A 15,414-nucleotide genomic window follows, 5' to 3' on the forward strand; every position below is an offset into this window, starting at 1 on the left:
TTACCAGTAATGCTCGGCGGTCATGTGGCCAGGCCTGCGGCGCAGGTGTTTGGCCATTTGCCGGGTATCTTTCAGAAGCTGTTGCGTGTCACGCACCATTTGTGGGTTACCGCACAGCATCACATGGCTGGTTTCAATATCCATCGGTAAACCAACGGTCGCCTCAAGCTCACCGCTTTCGATCAGCGCCGGAACACGCCCGGTAAGCGAACCTGCGACCGTTTCGCGGCTGACCACGGTTTGAATGCGCAGTTTGCCCTGGTAGCGTTCTTGTAACTCAAGCATCAGCGGCAGATAGCTTAAATCGCTGGCATAGCGGACCGCATGGAGCAGCACGATATTCTCAAAACGCTCAAGGTCTTTGCCTTCCTGCAGGATAGAAAGATAAGGCCCCAGCGCGGTGCCGGTTGCCAGCATCCAGAGCGTTTTACACTCAGGGATTTCCTCAAGCACGAAGAACCCGGCGGCTTCGCTGACCAGCTGCACTTCATCGCCAGGCTGGAGCGCATGCAGACGAGGGCTGAGTTTCCCTTCGGGAACGGTAACCAGATAGAATTCGAGATCGGGATTACTGGGGGCATTCACGTAGGAGTAGGCGCGCTGTACGCGTTCGCCGTCAATTTCCAGCCCAAGCTTGGTAAATTGCCCGGCGGTAAACGCATGCACCGGCGCATGAACCGTCAGGCTGAAGAGAGAATCCGTCCAGTTTTGAACTCTGGTAACTTTGCCTGTAACCCACTCCGCCATGTTGTACTCCCGTTGTTGCTTTTTACCTATCTTCACCAGAATGTGGCAGCATTTCCAGCCCAAACGAGCCGGAAAGCTCGAACCAACAAACGAGAAACGTTACAGAATATGCTTCTGTACCTCGGTATCTTTACGATCGAGATAATGGATAGACTGAATGCGGCGAATCGTGCGTGATTTACCGCGAATCAGCAGCGTCTCCGTGGTGGCCATATTGCCTTTACGGGTGATCCCTTCCAGCAGATCGCCTTTGGTGATGCCGGTAGCAGAGAAAATAACGTTATCGTTACGCGCCATTTCATCGAGTTTTAGCACGCGTTCAGCCTCAATCCCCATCGCTTTGCAGCGCGCCAGCTCCTGCTCGCCGATGCGACGATTCTCTTCGCTGTCGCCTTTTACGTGGTGGCGAGCCAGCAGGCGGCCCTGCATATCGCCGTCCAGCGCGCGGATCACTGCCGCTGAAACCACACCTTCCGGCGCACCGCCGATGCCGTAGAGAACGTCAACTTCGCTGTCCGGCATACAGGTCAGAATTGAGGCGGCAACATCGCCATCGGGAATAGCAAACACGCGCACGCCAAGCTTCTGCATCTCTTTGATCGTTTCGTCGTGACGTGGCTTGGCCAGAATTGTCACTGTCAATTCGCTAAGCGGTTTTTCCAGCGCAGCGGCGATGCGGCGTAGGTTGTCCTCGAGGTTGAGGTTAAGGTCAATGACGCCTTTGGCTCCCGGCCCAACAATCAGTTTTTCCATATACATATCGGGCGCATTGAGGAATGTACCTTTATCGCCCACCGCGAGCACTGCCAGAGCGTTGGCCTGGCCCATCGCCGTCATGCGCGTACCTTCGATGGGGTCAACGGCGATATCGACCGCGTCGCCTTTGCCGGTTCCGACTTTTTCGCCGATGTAGAGCATCGGTGCTTCGTCAATTTCGCCTTCACCGATGACGATTTCGCCGTCGATATTGATTTGGTTAAGGACGATACGCATGGCGTTTACCGCTGCGCCGTCGGCGACATTTTTATCGCCGCGGCCAAGCCATTTGTAGCCAGCAAGGGCAGCGGCTTCGGTCACGCGGGAAAATTCGATGGCAAGTTCACGTTTCATAGCAGACTCATTTAGCAAACAGAATTGCCGGGGAGTTTAGCACAGGCGAGGAATGGGGCGGGAAAGGCAGAGACTGAAAGGCCCCTTTTCAGGGGCCTTGTAGCGATTACTTCTCTTCGTGATCTTCCCAGGCAAGGGCGCGTTTAACCGCCTTCTGCCAGCCAGCGTAGCGGTAGTTACGCTCGGTGGTTTCGATTCCAGGACGGAACTCTTTCTCGATGACGGATTTCTCCTGCAGCTCATCGAGGTTCTGCCAGAAGCCCACGGCCAGGCCGGCCAGGTAAGCGGCACCCAGCGCGGTGACTTCGCGAACTTCAGGTCGTTCAACGCGAGTCCCCAGAATGTCGGACTGGAACTGCATCAGGAAGTTGTTGGCTACCGCACCGCCGTCCACGCGCAGCGCATGCAGACGAATACCGGAGTCTGCCTGCATTGCTTCCAGCACGTCACGGGTCTGATAGGCGATCGATTCCAGCGTGGCGCGAATGATGTGGTTAGAGTTCACGCCGCGGGTCAGGCCGAAAATGGCCCCACGTGCATACGGATCCCAGTAGGGTGCGCCGAGGCCGGTGAATGCAGGCACAACGTATACGCCGTTGGTATCCTTCACCTTGTTGGCGAAGTACTCGGAGTCGAACGCATCGCCAATCAGCTTCATTTCGTCACGCAGCCACTGAATGGATGCACCCGCCATGAACACTGCACCTTCCAGCGCGTAGTTCACTTCACCTTTCGGGCCGCAGGCGATAGTCGTCAGCAGACCATTGGTGGAGGCCACGGCTTTCTCACCGGTGTTCATCAGCATAAAGCAGCCGGTTCCGTAGGTGTTCTTCGCCATCCCTTCTTTCACGCACAGCTGGCCAAACAGCGCGGCCTGCTGGTCACCCGCGATCCCGGCAATAGGAATACGCGTGCCGCCTTTACCGCCGATGTTGGTCTGGCCATAGACTTCGGAAGATTTGCGCACTTCCGGCAGCATAGCGCGAGGAATGTCCAGCGCTTCCAGCATGCGGTCATCCCAGTCCAGCTCGTGGATGTTAAACAGCATGGTACGAGAGGCGTTGGTGTAGTCGGTGACGTGTACGCGCCCCTGAGTCATCTTCCAGATGAGCCAGGTATCTACGGTACCGAACAGCAGTTCACCGCGGCGTGCACGTTCGCGGGAGCCTTCGACGTGGTCGAGGATCCATTTAACTTTAGTGCCGGAGAAGTACGGGTCCACCACGAGACCGGTGTTATGACGCACGTATTCTTCCATACCGTTGCGCTTCAACTCTTCACAGATATCAGCGGTACGGCGGCACTGCCAGACGATAGCGTTGTAAATTGGCTTACCGGTTTCACGCTCCCAGACTACCGTGGTTTCACGCTGGTTGGTGATGCCGATGGCCGCGATTTCGTCGGAGTTGATGTCGGCTTTCGCCAGCACTTCTACCAGCGTGGAGCTTTGGGTGGCCCAGATTTCCATCGGGTCATGCTCTACCCAGCCTGGCTTAGGATAGATTTGCTCAAACTCACGCTGTGCAACGCTAATGATGTTGGCGTCATGATCCAGGACGACGGCACGCGAGCTGGTTGTTCCCTGGTCGAGAGCGACGATGTACTTTTTTTCTGTAGTCATAATCAAGTCCTGAAGTCAGTATTACAGTGCTTTTTGCTGAGAGGTCACCTTGCTGTCTGGCTTGTCTTCTTCGACAACGCAGACGTCGCATGGCAGGTGGCGACCAATCAATTTACGGTAACCGAATGCGCCAAGGGAAGCGCCGAGAATAGGCGCAAACAGCGGCACCAGGAAGTAAGGAATATCTTTCCCACCGGTGAAGGCGACGTCGCCCCAGCCAGCCAGCCACGCAAAGGTCTTCGGCCCAAGGTCACGCGCTGGGTTCATCGCAAACCCGGTCAGTGGTCCCATGGACGCGCCGATCACCGCGATCAGCAGGCCAATCAGCAGCGGAGCCAGTGGGCCACGCGGCACGCCGTTGCCATCGTCGGTCAGCGCCAGAATGACGCCCATCAGAATGGCAGTGATCACCATTTCTACGGCGAATGCCTGTGCGAAGTTAATGTGTGGGTTCGGATAGGTGGAGAAGATGCCTGCCAAATCCAGACTTTCTACGCTGCCGCGCACCATATGGTGCGTTTGTTCGTAGTCGAGGAACAGATTGTAATATAAGCCATAAACCAACGCGGCGGCGCAGAATGCGCCAAGGAACTGTGAAATAATAAACGGCACGACTTTGCGTCCGTCAAAACAAGCGAACAGCCAGAGTGCGATCGTTACTGCCGGGTTAAGATGTGCGCCGGAAACCCCTGCGGTCATATAGATGGCCATCGCCACCCCTAAGCCCCAGATGATGCTGATTTCCCACTGCCCGAAGGTGGCACCGGCCACTTTCAATGCAGCAACACATCCCACACCGAAGAAGATCAACAACGCGGTACCCATGAATTCGGCGATGCACTGGCCTTTTAAGGTTGTTGTAGCGGTCTGACTCATAGTGGGGTCCTGAAGGCAAATTGATGATTATTGTTGTCGAGCATCCTTGTCACCTTTATGCCATGTAGGCATGGTGTTAATTTATCGTTAACGAGCACAAACGAGAAATATCGAACTTAAAATGTGCGTGGTGCGTCAAGAAAATGAGCGTTTTCGCGCTAAAAAATGAGCGGTGCTTCATGGGAACGCTGGGGGAATTAGGCGTTTTGTTAATGTGTTTTTTTAACAATTGGAGCCAGCCAGGAAACGCTGCTTTCGGCATAGACTGAAAAACGTCATGTTACGCAAAGAGCGCGGTAAGCCGCTGGACACGGGCATCCGGGCTACTTACAATCGAGTTACGCTACGTGTTGCGCATACGTTCATAAAGGCGTCGCCGAAGAATCGGGACGAGGATAGCCATCCATCAACGCCTTGCCATTCAGGAGAGTTCGAAATGTCATTTGAAGTGTTTGAGAAACTGGAAGCAAAAGTTCAGCAGGCGGTTGACACGATTACGTTGTTACAGATGGAAATCGAAGAGCTGAAAGAGAAAAATAACGGTCTGGCTCAGGAAGTTCAGCAGGCACAAAGCAACCACGAAGAGCTGGTGCGTGAAAACAGCAGCCTGAAAGAACAACAGCACGTCTGGCAGGAGCGTTTGCACGCGCTGCTGGGCAAAATGGAAGAAGTGTAATTCCTGCTTCCGACAAAAAAGAACGGGCGCCTCAGGCGCCCGTTTTGCTATTCATCGACCGGATTACTCAATATCCAGCGGATCTTCGGAGAGAATGATGCCGGTGTTATCGGCATACAGATGATCGCCTGAGAAGAAGGTCACGCCACCAAAATTGACGCGCACATCGCTTTCGCCAATGCCTTCTCCCGCGGAGCCCGCCGGGATAGCGGCAATCGCCTGGATGCCAATGTCCAGCTCTTCCAGGTCATCCACCTGGCGCACCGCGCCGTACACTACAATGCCTTCCCACTCGTTTTGCAGCGCAAGACGAGCCAGTTCCGCATCAATCAGCGCGCGGCGTACTGAACCACCGCCGTCTACCAGCAGGACTCGCCCACGGCCATTCTCTTCGAGCAGATCGTACAGCAACCCGTTGTCCTCGAAACATTTCACCGTGATGATTTGCCCACCAAATGACGAGCGGCCACCGAAGTTGGAGAACAACGGCTCAACGACGTTGACCTCTTCCTGGTAGATGTCACAAAGCTCAGAAGTATCGTATTTCATAGGATTAAGGTTCATTTGCTGCAGGAGTTGTCAGTATATCGCGTTCTGTTAACTGTTGGCAAAATCATCAATTGTTAATTGATATTTGTCAGCCCTCAGGCGACGGTAGCGAGGACGACGCCCAGAGCAAACAGCAAATTCGTTAGCAACGCGGCTTTGACTGTACGCTCCAGCATCGGGCGCATCGCCACGGGATCTTGCTCCCGCATGACGTAGACAACCTGCTTGAGCAGCAGCGGCGCGGCCAGAACAAATAACCATCCCCACAGGCTCTTGAGCCAGATAAGGTTAAACAGGGCGAGACAGGCCAAAGCCCCGATGAGCAGGGCGGCATGATAGCGGCGTGCAACAATTGGCCCCAGGCGCACAGCAAGGGTATTTTTACCGTTCTCACGATCGCTATCGATATCACGCAGGTTATTGATATTCAGCACTGCAGTGGCGAGTAACCCACAGGCCGTGGCCGGCAGAATCACCAGCGCTGCCAGCGAGTTAGCCTGCAGATACCAGGTGCCCGCCACGCTGATCCAACCGAAGAACACCAGGACTGAGATATCTCCCAGCCCCATGTAGCCATAAGGACGGGTGCCGACGGTATAGGTAATGGCGGCGACGATAGACAGTAACCCAAGTAGCAAGAAGCCCATGAAGTCGGAGAAAGTATGGCAGGCAAGGGCGACCAGCGACAGACCCGACAGACAAATGAGGATGACGGTGATGACCAGTGCACGTTTCATCTGCGCCTGAGTAATCATCCCTTTTTGCATCCCGCGTAATGGCCCGAGACGGTCTTCTTTGTCGCTGCCTTTGACCGCGTCGCCATAGTCATTGGCGAGGTTAGACAGGATCTGCAAAAGCCCGGCGGTCAGCAGCGCCAGCAGCGCCACTGCCGGGTCAAAGACACCTTGCCAGTAAGTCAGGGCCGAACCGCAGACGATTGAAGCAAACGCCAGAGGCAGCGTGCGTGGGCGAAGGCTTTCCAGCCAGGCCTGGGTGACACTTGTAGATTGCGAATCGCTCATTATTTGGTTGCCAGTTTAGATAAAAAATGGAGGGCATAAGCCCTCCATTTCAAATGAAGAAAATGCGTTAGCCGGATTATAGGATAAAACGGCTCAGGTCTTCATCTGCAACCAGCTCATCCAGATGTTTACCGACGTATTCGGCATCGATCAGGATGGACTGACCATCTAACTCGCTGGCGTCATAGGAGATATCTTCCATCAGACGTTCAAGGACTGTGTGCAGACGACGCGCCCCGATGTTTTCGGTTGATTCGTTCACCTGCCACGCCGCCTGAGCAATACGACGAATACCATCTTCGGTAAAGTCGATGTTCACGCCTTCGGTTGCCATCAGCGCTTTGTACTGTACGGTCACGGAGGCGTTAGGTTCGGTCAGGATGCGCTCGAAATCGTCCACGGTCAGCGCCTGCAGCTCAACGCGAATAGGCAAGCGCCCCTGCAGCTCAGGAATAAGGTCTGACGGGCTGGCAACCTGGAATGCGCCGGACGCGATAAACAGAATGTGGTCAGTTTTTACCATGCCGTGCTTGGTGGAAACGGTGCAACCTTCTACCAGCGGCAGCAGGTCACGCTGTACGCCTTCGCGGGACACATCCGGGCCGGAACTGTTGCCGCCGCGCTTACAAATTTTGTCGATTTCGTCAATAAACACGATCCCGTGCTGCTCAACTGCGTCGATGGCGTCCTGCTTCAGCTCTTCCGGGTTCACCAGCTTCGCCGCTTCTTCTTCCACCAGCAGCTTCATCGCATCTTTGATTTTCAGCTTGCGTGGTTTTTGCTTCTGGCCGCCCAGGTTCTGGAACATGGACTGCAGCTGGCTGGTCATCTCTTCCATGCCAGGAGGAGCCATAATTTCAACGCCCATCGGCGCAGCGGCGAGATCGATTTCGATCTCTTTATCATCCAGTTGCCCTTCGCGCAGTTTCTTGCGGAACGACTGGCGAGCTGCGGAAGGTTCCTGCTGGGCTTCCGCCTGACCCCAGTTGTTCTTCGCCGGTGGGATCAGCACGTCGAGAATGCGCTCTTCGGCCATCTCTTCAGCGCGGTAGCGATTCTTCTCGATAGACTGCATGCGTACCATTTTGACTGCGGCATCGGTCAGATCGCGGATAATGGAATCCACTTCTTTGCCCACATAGCCGACTTCGGTGAATTTGGTCGCTTCAACTTTGATGAACGGCGCGTTGGCCAGTTTTGCCAGGCGGCGGGCAATTTCGGTTTTACCCACGCCGGTCGGGCCGATCATCAGAATGTTTTTAGGGGTAACTTCATGGCGCAGCTCTTCATCAAGCTGCATACGGCGCCAGCGGTTACGTAAGGCGATAGCGACGGAGCGCTTAGCGTTGTCCTGGCCGATAATGTGTTTATTCAGCTCGCTAACAATTTCGCGTGGGGTCATTTCAGACATGGGAGATCCTTACGCTTTAGACGGTAATTCTTCGATGGTATGGAAGTGGTTGGTATAGACGCAGATATCACCTGCAATATCCAACGCTTTCACAGCGATATCGCGCGCGCCCATTTCGGTATTTTCCAGAAGGGCACGGGCTGCAGCCTGGGCGTACGGGCCGCCGGAGCCAATGGCAATCAGATCGTTTTCAGGCTGGATGACGTCCCCGTTACCGGTGATGATCAGCGACGCGCTTTCGTCGGCCACGGCCAGCAGCGCCTCAAGCTTGCGCAGCATGCGGTCGGTACGCCAGTCTTTTGCCAGCTCAACGGCGGCTTTAACCAGGTGACCCTGATGCATTTCCAGCTTGCGCTCAAACAGTTCGAACAGCGTGAAGGCATCCGCAGTACCGCCGGCAAAACCTGCGATCACTTTATCGTTGTACAGGCGACGTACTTTTTTGACGTTACCTTTCATGACGGTATTACCCAGCGTGGCCTGGCCATCGCCGGCAATAACCACATGGCCGTTACGACGTACACTTACTATTGTTGTCACGATCGGACCCCTTTTGCATCAGCTAAACAGGAGCCCTGCGCGGTGCGCAGGGCCTAATGCCATTATAAATGGGGGGCAATTTTGGGGTTTCAACCCCCGGCGGCAAGACGAATACAGCTGGTATGGCCAGCCATCTTCAGCCGATTGATGGTACCGTCGGCATTGTCTTTACCTTTGATTGGCCCAATGACGACGCGGTTCCAGCCGTTATTGGTGGTAATGCGGGAGTCAAACCCTTCAAATGCCAGCTGAGCACGAACTGTTTCTGCCTGCTCGCTGCCTTTAAACGAACCACACTGCACCATCCAGCGTTTTTCGTCTTTTTTCTCCTGAGCAGCAGGAGCCTGCTTAGCTACTTCCGGCTCACGCGTAATTGGCGCAGGCTGAGCTTCACGCTGAACCGGTTTGGTTTGTTGTGGCGCTTTTTGCTGGCTGTGCGGCGGCGTCTGCAGCAGATCCTGATACGGCTGCTGGTTATTTGCCGTTGAGGTTTTCGGCTGTTGCTGCGGCACAGTTTTTGGCTGCTGGTATGGCTGTTCCGCTACACGCTGCTGAACCCGAGGCTGCTGCGTTTGCGTGTTCCACTGCTGCTGTTGCACGGGCTGAGTTTGCTGCACAATCTGTTTCTGGCGCTGCAGCGTTTGCTGGCGCTGGGCAGGCGTTTGCTCATTCCACGGGACTTCATTCAGCTGCGTTGGCTGCTGGCGCATATCCGCCTGCATTTGCTCGAGCAACTGGCGCTGTTCGTTGGTTAGCTGACTTTGATTCATGACTTCGCCGCCGGCGGTAGGTTCGGTAGGCGCACGGACGCCGGGCTGGCGGTTTTCCAGCTCTTTAATATAACGCCAGCGCTCTTCTGGTTTTGGCGGCAAGCCATTGCCGGTCACTTTGTGGCCAGGGAGCGCGTCAATCTCTTCTTTCTTATGGTGAGTAATAAAGTAAAGAGCGCCAACAAAGGCCACCACGACTGCGGCCGCAATGGCAACCATCGTTGGAGAGACGGAGGGCAGACTACGTTGCTTTTTGCGGGGTGTACTTTTTTTGCGCCGCGTCCCTGCCGATTGCCCGCGGCTTACATAATCTCGTTGTGCCACTATCGTTTCGCTGTCTTTATTCGTTTATCAGTCCGCCATGTTACTTAAGGGGCGGGGCTTTGACCAGTTTATGCAGTCTTAAAAACGGCTCAATTTCTGCTGCCGGGCGCGGCGGTACTGCCTCGCTCAATAAGATCGCAATCCAGCAGGCGTGAGCCGCTGTTAACGTTTTGGCCGTTCATGTTGTCCAGCAATAGCAGCATAGCTTCCTTACCAATATCGAAACGGGGTTGCGCTACGGTGGTGAGGGGCGGGTCACAGAACTGCGACAGGGCAATGTCGTCGAAGCCCATAATCGATAAATCTTCCGGCACTTTAAGCCCGCTGCGCTTCGCCTGAGACAGCGCCCCTAGCGCCATCACGTCGCTATGGCAGAAAATGGCGGTTGGCGGTTCGGGCAGGGCAATAAGCTGTGCCAGCGCTGCGGCGCCTGCTTCATAGGTGAAATCACCGCGTGCAATATAGTGAGGATCGACGACGATGCCGTTGCGGCGCAGCGCCTGAACGTATCCCTGTAAGCGATAATGGCAGAGCGGCATTTCTTCAGGCCCGGCAATACAGGCAATGCGCTGATGCCCGAGCTCTTGCAGATAGTAAACGGCGTTAAAGGCGGCGGTCAGATTGTCGATATGCACCGTGGGCAGTTCCAGCTCAGGGGCAAACTCATTGGCCATGACCATCGGCGGCAGATTGCGCTGCTCTTCTTTGCTGGCGTCAAACGGCAGGCGTGAGCCCAGCAGCAGCATGCCATCAATTTGTTTGGTGATGATCAGGTCGATGAAGGTTTTTTCCTGCTGATTTTGGTGGGCGCAATCGCCAATCAGCACGAGGTAGCCGTGTGAAGCTGCGGTGACTTCAATCCCGCGAATGATTTCGCTGAAAAACGGATCGCAGATATCCGGCACGATGACCAGAATAGTGCGTGATTCGCTGCGTTTGATGTTACGCCCCAGAGAATGAGGCAAATACCCCACTTCAATCGCCGCCTGTTCCACGCGATTACGGGTGCTTTGTGAAACTTTGTCCGGGTTCATTAAGGCGCGGGATACCGTTGCAGTAGACACTTTTGCCTGCACGGCGACATCTTTCATGGTGGCATTCACCACCGGTTTCTTCGGCTTCACTTCTTCTCCTCACATGCACGCCGCTATCGTCAACACTCCTGTGTGTCTGACAGTCATCACATTCTTAGCAGAAGTTGGCTGTAAGCGGTTACAAATTTTTCACAAGAAATGTGATGAGTATTAGATTTTTCGATCGGCTTCGCATAACCAGCCCGATTGTGCTACCCGTCGATAGGATCGACATCCAGCATCCATTTCACTTTCCGGGCTTCGGGGAGCGTGTTGATCAGCGTGAGTGAATGGCTGACCAGTTTTTGCAGGCGCCCGCGTGACGGGTGCTGCAGCAAAATTTGCCAGCGAAAACGCCCGCCGCGTTTTGGCTGCAGCGAAGGAACCGGCCCCATGATCCAGAGCTGCTCATCGCGCAGCGGGCTGGCTTCCAGCAAATTACGCAACTGCTGCAAAAATAGCGGCGCCTGGTGGTTGGTCTGATCTTCGGCCCGAATCAACACATGGCTGGTGTACGGCGGCAAAAATACCGTTTGGCGCTCGCTCAATGCCTGGCTGGAAAACGCGTCGTAGCCTTTGGTCAGCAGCGTTTGCAGCAAAGGGTGTTCCGGATGGTGCGTTTGCAGCAGGACTTCACCTTGCTTACCGGCTCGCCCCGCTCGGCCAGAAACCTGGACGTAGAGCTGGGCAAAGCGTTCGGCAGCACGGAAATCTGCGGAGAAAAGCGCGCCGTCTACGTCGAGTAAGGCGACCAGCGTGACATCAGGGAAGTGGTGCCCTTTAGCCAGCATTTGTGTGCCGATTAGAATTCGTGCGCCGCCCCGGTGCACTTCGGCCAGCTGTTGTTCCAGCGCGCCTTTGCGGCTGGTGGTATCGCGGTCGATACGGGAAATCGGTACGTTCGGGAATAGAGGCTCAAGGCTGTGTTCAAGCTGCTCGGTCCCCATCCCCACCGGAACCAGATGCGTGGAGCCGCACTGCGGGCACTGCTGCGGGATCGCGCGCTGGCTGTCGCAATGGTGGCAGCGCAGGTGGCGCTGGCCCTGGTGCAGCGTGTAGTAATGATCGCACCGTGCGCATTCCGCAATCCAGCCGCATTCGTGGCAGAGCAGGGCAGGGGCATATCCGCGGCGGTTGAGGAAAAGGATCACCTGGTTATCCGCGGCAAGATGCTCGCCGATCTTTTTTAGCAGCGCTGGGGCTAAACCTGCTTTGAGCTGCTGCCCTTTCAGGTCAACAACCTGCTGGTGAGCCGGGCGTGCGTTTCCTGCACGTTTAGTCAGGCGTAACTGGCGATATTTTCCCACCTGAACATTGTGCAGAGTTTCTAACGCTGGCGTTGCCGAGCCGAGAATGATCGGAATGTTTTCAGCATGCGCCCGGTAAACGGCTAAATCGCGAGCGTGGTAGCGCCAGCCTTCTTGCTGTTTGTAGGAGCTGTCATGCTCCTCATCGATGACGATGACGCCGAGACGGCAGAACGGCGTGAACAGAGAAGAACGGGTACCGATGACGATGGCTGCCTCACCGCTGCGTGCTTTTAGCCACACGCTGAGCCTTTCGCTGTCATTTAGCCCGGAATGCAAGACTTCAACCGGCGCGTTAAAACGTTCCCGGAAGCGGGCGATGGTTTGCGGCGTCAGGCCAATTTCGGGCACCAGCACTAAAGCCTGCTTGCCCTGCGCCAGCACATTTTCAAGCACGCTGAGGTAAACCTCAGTTTTGCCGGAGCCGGTGATGCCGGCGAGCAGCCAGGCGGAGAAATGGTCTGATTCGCTGTGGATAGCCCCCACGGCGGTGGCCTGTTCCGTATTCAGTCGCAGCCGTTCACCAGCCACGGCATAGCTTGACCGCCAGTCTTCTTCCGCAGGCGCTGCGCTTTTTAAATCACACAGGCCTTTTGCTCTCAGCGCCTGTAACCCAGGTTCACTGATTTCCAGCTCGCTGATTTGATGCCGCCAGACAATATTGTGCCGCAGCGCCGCCAGCGCCTGCTGCTGTTTAGGGGCGCGTTTGAGACTGTTCAGGTCAACGGCTTTGCCTTCTTCCGTAGCAAACCAGTACCAGAGTGGAGCGTGGTGCGCGGGTTTCCCCTGGCGAAGAAGAATAGGCAGAGCATGAAAGAGCACTTCGCCAATCGGGTGATGATAATACTCCGCAGCCCACAGCAGCACGCGCCAGAGTGAGGGCGTGAACAGCGAGCGACCATCGAGAATTTCGCCAACGGGTTTGAGTTTTTCCAGCGGCAGATCGCTCGACTGGCTGACCGACATGACGATACCGACAGCTTCGCGTTGCTTGCCAAACGGCACCTGCACGCGGCAGCCTGCGCTAACCTGCACGCCGTCTGGCAGCAGATAGTCGAAGGTACGGGCCAGCGGAACCGGCAGTGCAACGTGGGCTACGGGCATGAAAGCATCCAGGCTGAAAAAAATGACGTATTAGTGTACACTGTGCGCTTGCAAAATTGCGGATCAGTTTGCACCGGGTGAGCAATTTCTGTATGATTCGCCGCCTTTGATGCGCAGTTTTGGTATCAAAAAACCTAATTTATTAACATCGCGTGGTGTCTGGCGTTAGGGCTGGAAGAGCGACGCGGCCTTTACCGAGGTTTACCATGAAAAAAGATATCCATCCTAAATACGAAGAAATTACTGCAAACTGCTCTTGCGGTAATGTTATCAAGATCCGCTCCACCGTAGGTCACGATCTGAACCTGGACGTATGTGGTCAGTGCCACCCGTTCTACACTGGTAAACAGCGTGATGTTGCTACCGGCGGCCGTGTTGATCGCTTCAACAAGCGCTTCAGCGTACCAGGCGCGAAAAAATAAGTTTCGCACTCTGGAAAGAGAAAGGCGCCTGAAGGCGCCTTTTTTGTGTCTGTTATCCGGTAAAACAATAAGAAAAGGCGCCCGCAGACGCCTTAACACCAGATCTTAATATTCCCACGTATCCGGATCGATCCCCAGTTCACGCATGATGACCTTAGCATCTTCCGGGATTTCATCGCTGCGCTCTTTGCGCAGGTCAGCATCGTTCGGCAGCGGCTGGCCGGTGAAAGCGTGCAGAAAAGCCTCGCACAGCAGTTCACTGTTGGTCGCATGACGCAGGTTATTCACCTGGCGACGCGTGCGCTCATCGGTGAGGATCTTCAACACTTTCAGAGGAATGGAAACCGTAATTTTCTTTACTTGTTCACTCTTCTTACCGTGCTCAGCGTAGGGGCTGATATATTCGCCGCTCCATTCAGCCATGAGATACCTTAATCCTCTTAATCTATGAAAACGTGCCAAAGCCGGGTAAATCCGCGGCGTTGACGATTATCTCTTTTAGTGTACAGCACAGGATAACCCTTTCCTGAGCGCGAAACTCAGACATATACACTCTAAAACGCATAATTTTAACGGCTATTTGCCTTTTGCTCAATCTATACGCAAAGAGGTTTAGATGTCCAGATGTATTGACGTCTATACTGCGGTTGTTTACTCTGAGGCCTGACTTTTATTCGACCAGCAAGGATCGGACATACAATGACGCGTAAACAGGCAACCATCGCAGTTCGTAGCGGTTTGAATGATGACGAGCAATACGGCTGCGTCGTTCCACCTATCCACCTCTCCAGCACCTATAACTTTACCGGCTTTAATGAACCGCGTGCCCATGACTATTCACGCCGGGGTAACCCAACGCGCGACGTAGTACAGCGGGCGTTAGCGGAACTGGAAGGTGGCGCAGGGGCAGTCATGACCAATACCGGCATGTCAGCCATTCACCTGGTCACCACAGTATTCCTGAAACCTGGCGACCTGCTGGTTGCGCCTCACGACTGTTATGGGGGCAGCTATCGCCTGTTCGATAGTCTTGCAAAACGTGGGGCTTATCGCGTTTTATTCGTCGATCAGAACGATGAAGACGCTTTAAACTCTGCGCTGGCGGAAAAACCCAAGCTGGTTCTGGTAGAAAGTCCAAGTAATCCATTGTTGCGCGTCGTGGATATTGCGAAAATCTGTGCCGCAGCGCGTGAAGCGGGCGCAATCAGCGTGGTGGATAACACCTTCCTGAGCCCGGCACTGCAAAACCCGCTGGCGCTTGGCGCCGACCTGGTTCTGCACTCTTGCACCAAGTATCTCAACGGCCATTCAGACGTCGTTGCTGGCGTGGTGATTGCAAAAGATCCGGCCACGGTCACCGAACTGGCATGGTGGGCGAATAACATTGGCGTGACAGGCAGTGCATTTGACAGCTACCTGCTGTTGCGTGGCCTGCGCACTCTGTCGCCGCGTATGGAAGTGGCTCAGCGTAATGCTCAGGCCATTGTTGAGTTTCTCAAGCAGCAACCGTTGGTGAAAAAGCTGTATCATCCTTCACTGCCGGAAAACCAGGGCCACGAGATTGCCGCCCGTCAGCAAAAAGGGTTTGGCGCGATGCTGAGCTTTGAGCTGGACGGTGACGAGCAAACGCTGCGTCGTTTCCTGGGGGCGCTGTCGCTGTTTACCCTGGCAGAATCGCTGGGGGGCGTGGAAAGTTTGATTTCTCACGCCGCAACCATGACCCATGCGGGCATGGCACCGGAGGCGCGGGCCGCCGCCGGAATTTCTGAGACGCTGCTACGCGTTTCAACAGGTATAGAAGATAGTGAAGATTTAATTGCCGATCTGGAAAATGCCTTCCGGGTCGCTGCCGAGGGGTAAGC

Annotated in this window: 15 protein-coding genes; 3 read left to right on the top strand and 12 right to left on the bottom strand. The window is 55.0% G+C overall.

What is annotated here, in order from left to right:
• The 4 genes from fpr to LH86_RS05615 form a co-directional block, all read right to left on the bottom strand.
• On the bottom strand, window positions 1-747 hold the full coding sequence (gene fpr, locus LH86_RS05600) for a ferredoxin--NADP(+) reductase (RefSeq protein WP_039299168.1): 747 nt from the start codon (window positions 745-747) through the stop codon (window positions 1-3).
• A 99-nt stretch (window positions 748-846) separates the two neighbouring features.
• Window positions 847-1,857 (bottom strand): class II fructose-bisphosphatase, encoded by a 1,011-nt coding sequence (gene glpX, locus LH86_RS05605; RefSeq protein ID WP_039299172.1) that lies wholly within the window; start codon window positions 1,855-1,857, stop codon window positions 847-849.
• Between the two features lie 106 nt (window positions 1,858-1,963).
• Entirely contained in the window at window positions 1,964-3,478 is a 1,515-nt protein-coding gene (gene glpK / locus LH86_RS05610) for a glycerol kinase GlpK (protein ID WP_008457520.1), read from the bottom strand.
• Between the two features lie 21 nt (window positions 3,479-3,499).
• Entirely contained in the window at window positions 3,500-4,354 is an 855-nt protein-coding gene (locus tag LH86_RS05615) for an MIP/aquaporin family protein (protein ID WP_039299175.1), read from the bottom strand.
• Between the two features lie 436 nt (window positions 4,355-4,790).
• Between LH86_RS05615 and zapB the strand changes: the two genes are divergently transcribed.
• Complete coding sequence (gene zapB / locus LH86_RS05620) at window positions 4,791-5,030, top strand: septal ring assembly protein ZapB (RefSeq protein ID WP_008457532.1); 240 nt, start codon at window positions 4,791-4,793, stop codon at window positions 5,028-5,030.
• 63 nt (window positions 5,031-5,093) lie between these two features.
• Here the strand turns inward: zapB and rraA are convergent, their stop codons facing one another.
• The 7 genes from rraA to priA all read right to left on the bottom strand — a co-directional run bounded on the left by rraA (window position 5,094) and on the right by priA (window position 13,130).
• Entirely contained in the window at window positions 5,094-5,579 is a 486-nt protein-coding gene (rraA, locus tag LH86_RS05625; protein WP_008457535.1) for a ribonuclease E activity regulator RraA, read from the bottom strand.
• 95 nt (window positions 5,580-5,674) lie between these two features.
• Window positions 5,675-6,601 carry a 1,4-dihydroxy-2-naphthoate polyprenyltransferase gene (menA, locus tag LH86_RS05630; RefSeq protein WP_039299177.1) on the bottom strand — a complete coding sequence of 309 codons (927 nt, stop codon included), beginning with the start codon at window positions 6,599-6,601 and terminating at the stop codon, window positions 5,675-5,677.
• A gap of 76 nt (window positions 6,602-6,677) precedes the next feature.
• Window positions 6,678-8,012, bottom strand: coding sequence for an HslU--HslV peptidase ATPase subunit (gene hslU / locus LH86_RS05635; RefSeq protein WP_008457542.1), 1,335 nt, complete (start codon window positions 8,010-8,012; stop codon window positions 6,678-6,680).
• Between the two features lie 9 nt (window positions 8,013-8,021).
• The gene (gene hslV, locus LH86_RS05640) at window positions 8,022-8,552 is read right to left on the bottom strand and encodes an ATP-dependent protease subunit HslV (protein ID WP_008457544.1); all 531 of its coding nucleotides are present in this window, start codon (window positions 8,550-8,552) and stop codon (window positions 8,022-8,024) included.
• Between the two features lie 89 nt (window positions 8,553-8,641).
• The gene (gene ftsN, locus LH86_RS05645) at window positions 8,642-9,646 is read right to left on the bottom strand and encodes a cell division protein FtsN (protein WP_039299179.1); all 1,005 of its coding nucleotides are present in this window, start codon (window positions 9,644-9,646) and stop codon (window positions 8,642-8,644) included.
• An 89-nt stretch (window positions 9,647-9,735) separates the two neighbouring features.
• The gene (gene cytR / locus LH86_RS05650; RefSeq protein WP_008457548.1) at window positions 9,736-10,770 is read right to left on the bottom strand and encodes a DNA-binding transcriptional regulator CytR; all 1,035 of its coding nucleotides are present in this window, start codon (window positions 10,768-10,770) and stop codon (window positions 9,736-9,738) included.
• A gap of 161 nt (window positions 10,771-10,931) precedes the next feature.
• Window positions 10,932-13,130 (bottom strand): primosomal protein N', encoded by a 2,199-nt coding sequence (gene priA / locus LH86_RS05655; protein WP_039299190.1) that lies wholly within the window; start codon window positions 13,128-13,130, stop codon window positions 10,932-10,934.
• Window positions 13,131-13,336: 206 nt separating this feature from the next.
• On the opposite strand from priA, the gene rpmE reads away from it, so the two are divergent.
• The gene (rpmE, locus tag LH86_RS05660) at window positions 13,337-13,552 is read left to right on the top strand and encodes a 50S ribosomal protein L31 (protein ID WP_008457552.1); all 216 of its coding nucleotides are present in this window, start codon (window positions 13,337-13,339) and stop codon (window positions 13,550-13,552) included.
• Between the two features lie 105 nt (window positions 13,553-13,657).
• Here rpmE and metJ read toward each other — a convergent pair whose 3' ends face one another.
• A complete protein-coding gene (gene metJ, locus LH86_RS05665; protein WP_008457553.1) occupies window positions 13,658-13,975 on the bottom strand; it encodes a met regulon transcriptional regulator MetJ in 318 nt (105 codons plus the stop codon).
• Window positions 13,976-14,251: 276 nt separating this feature from the next.
• Between metJ and metB the strand changes: the two genes are divergently transcribed.
• Window positions 14,252-15,412, top strand: a complete 1,161-nt coding sequence (gene metB / locus LH86_RS05670; RefSeq protein WP_039299193.1) for a cystathionine gamma-synthase — start codon at window positions 14,252-14,254, stop codon at window positions 15,410-15,412.
• Window positions 15,413-15,414: the final 2 nt, after the last annotated feature.

Source organism: Cedecea neteri (assembly GCF_000758325.1).
Classification (GTDB): domain Bacteria; phylum Pseudomonadota; class Gammaproteobacteria; order Enterobacterales; family Enterobacteriaceae; genus Cedecea; species Cedecea neteri_B.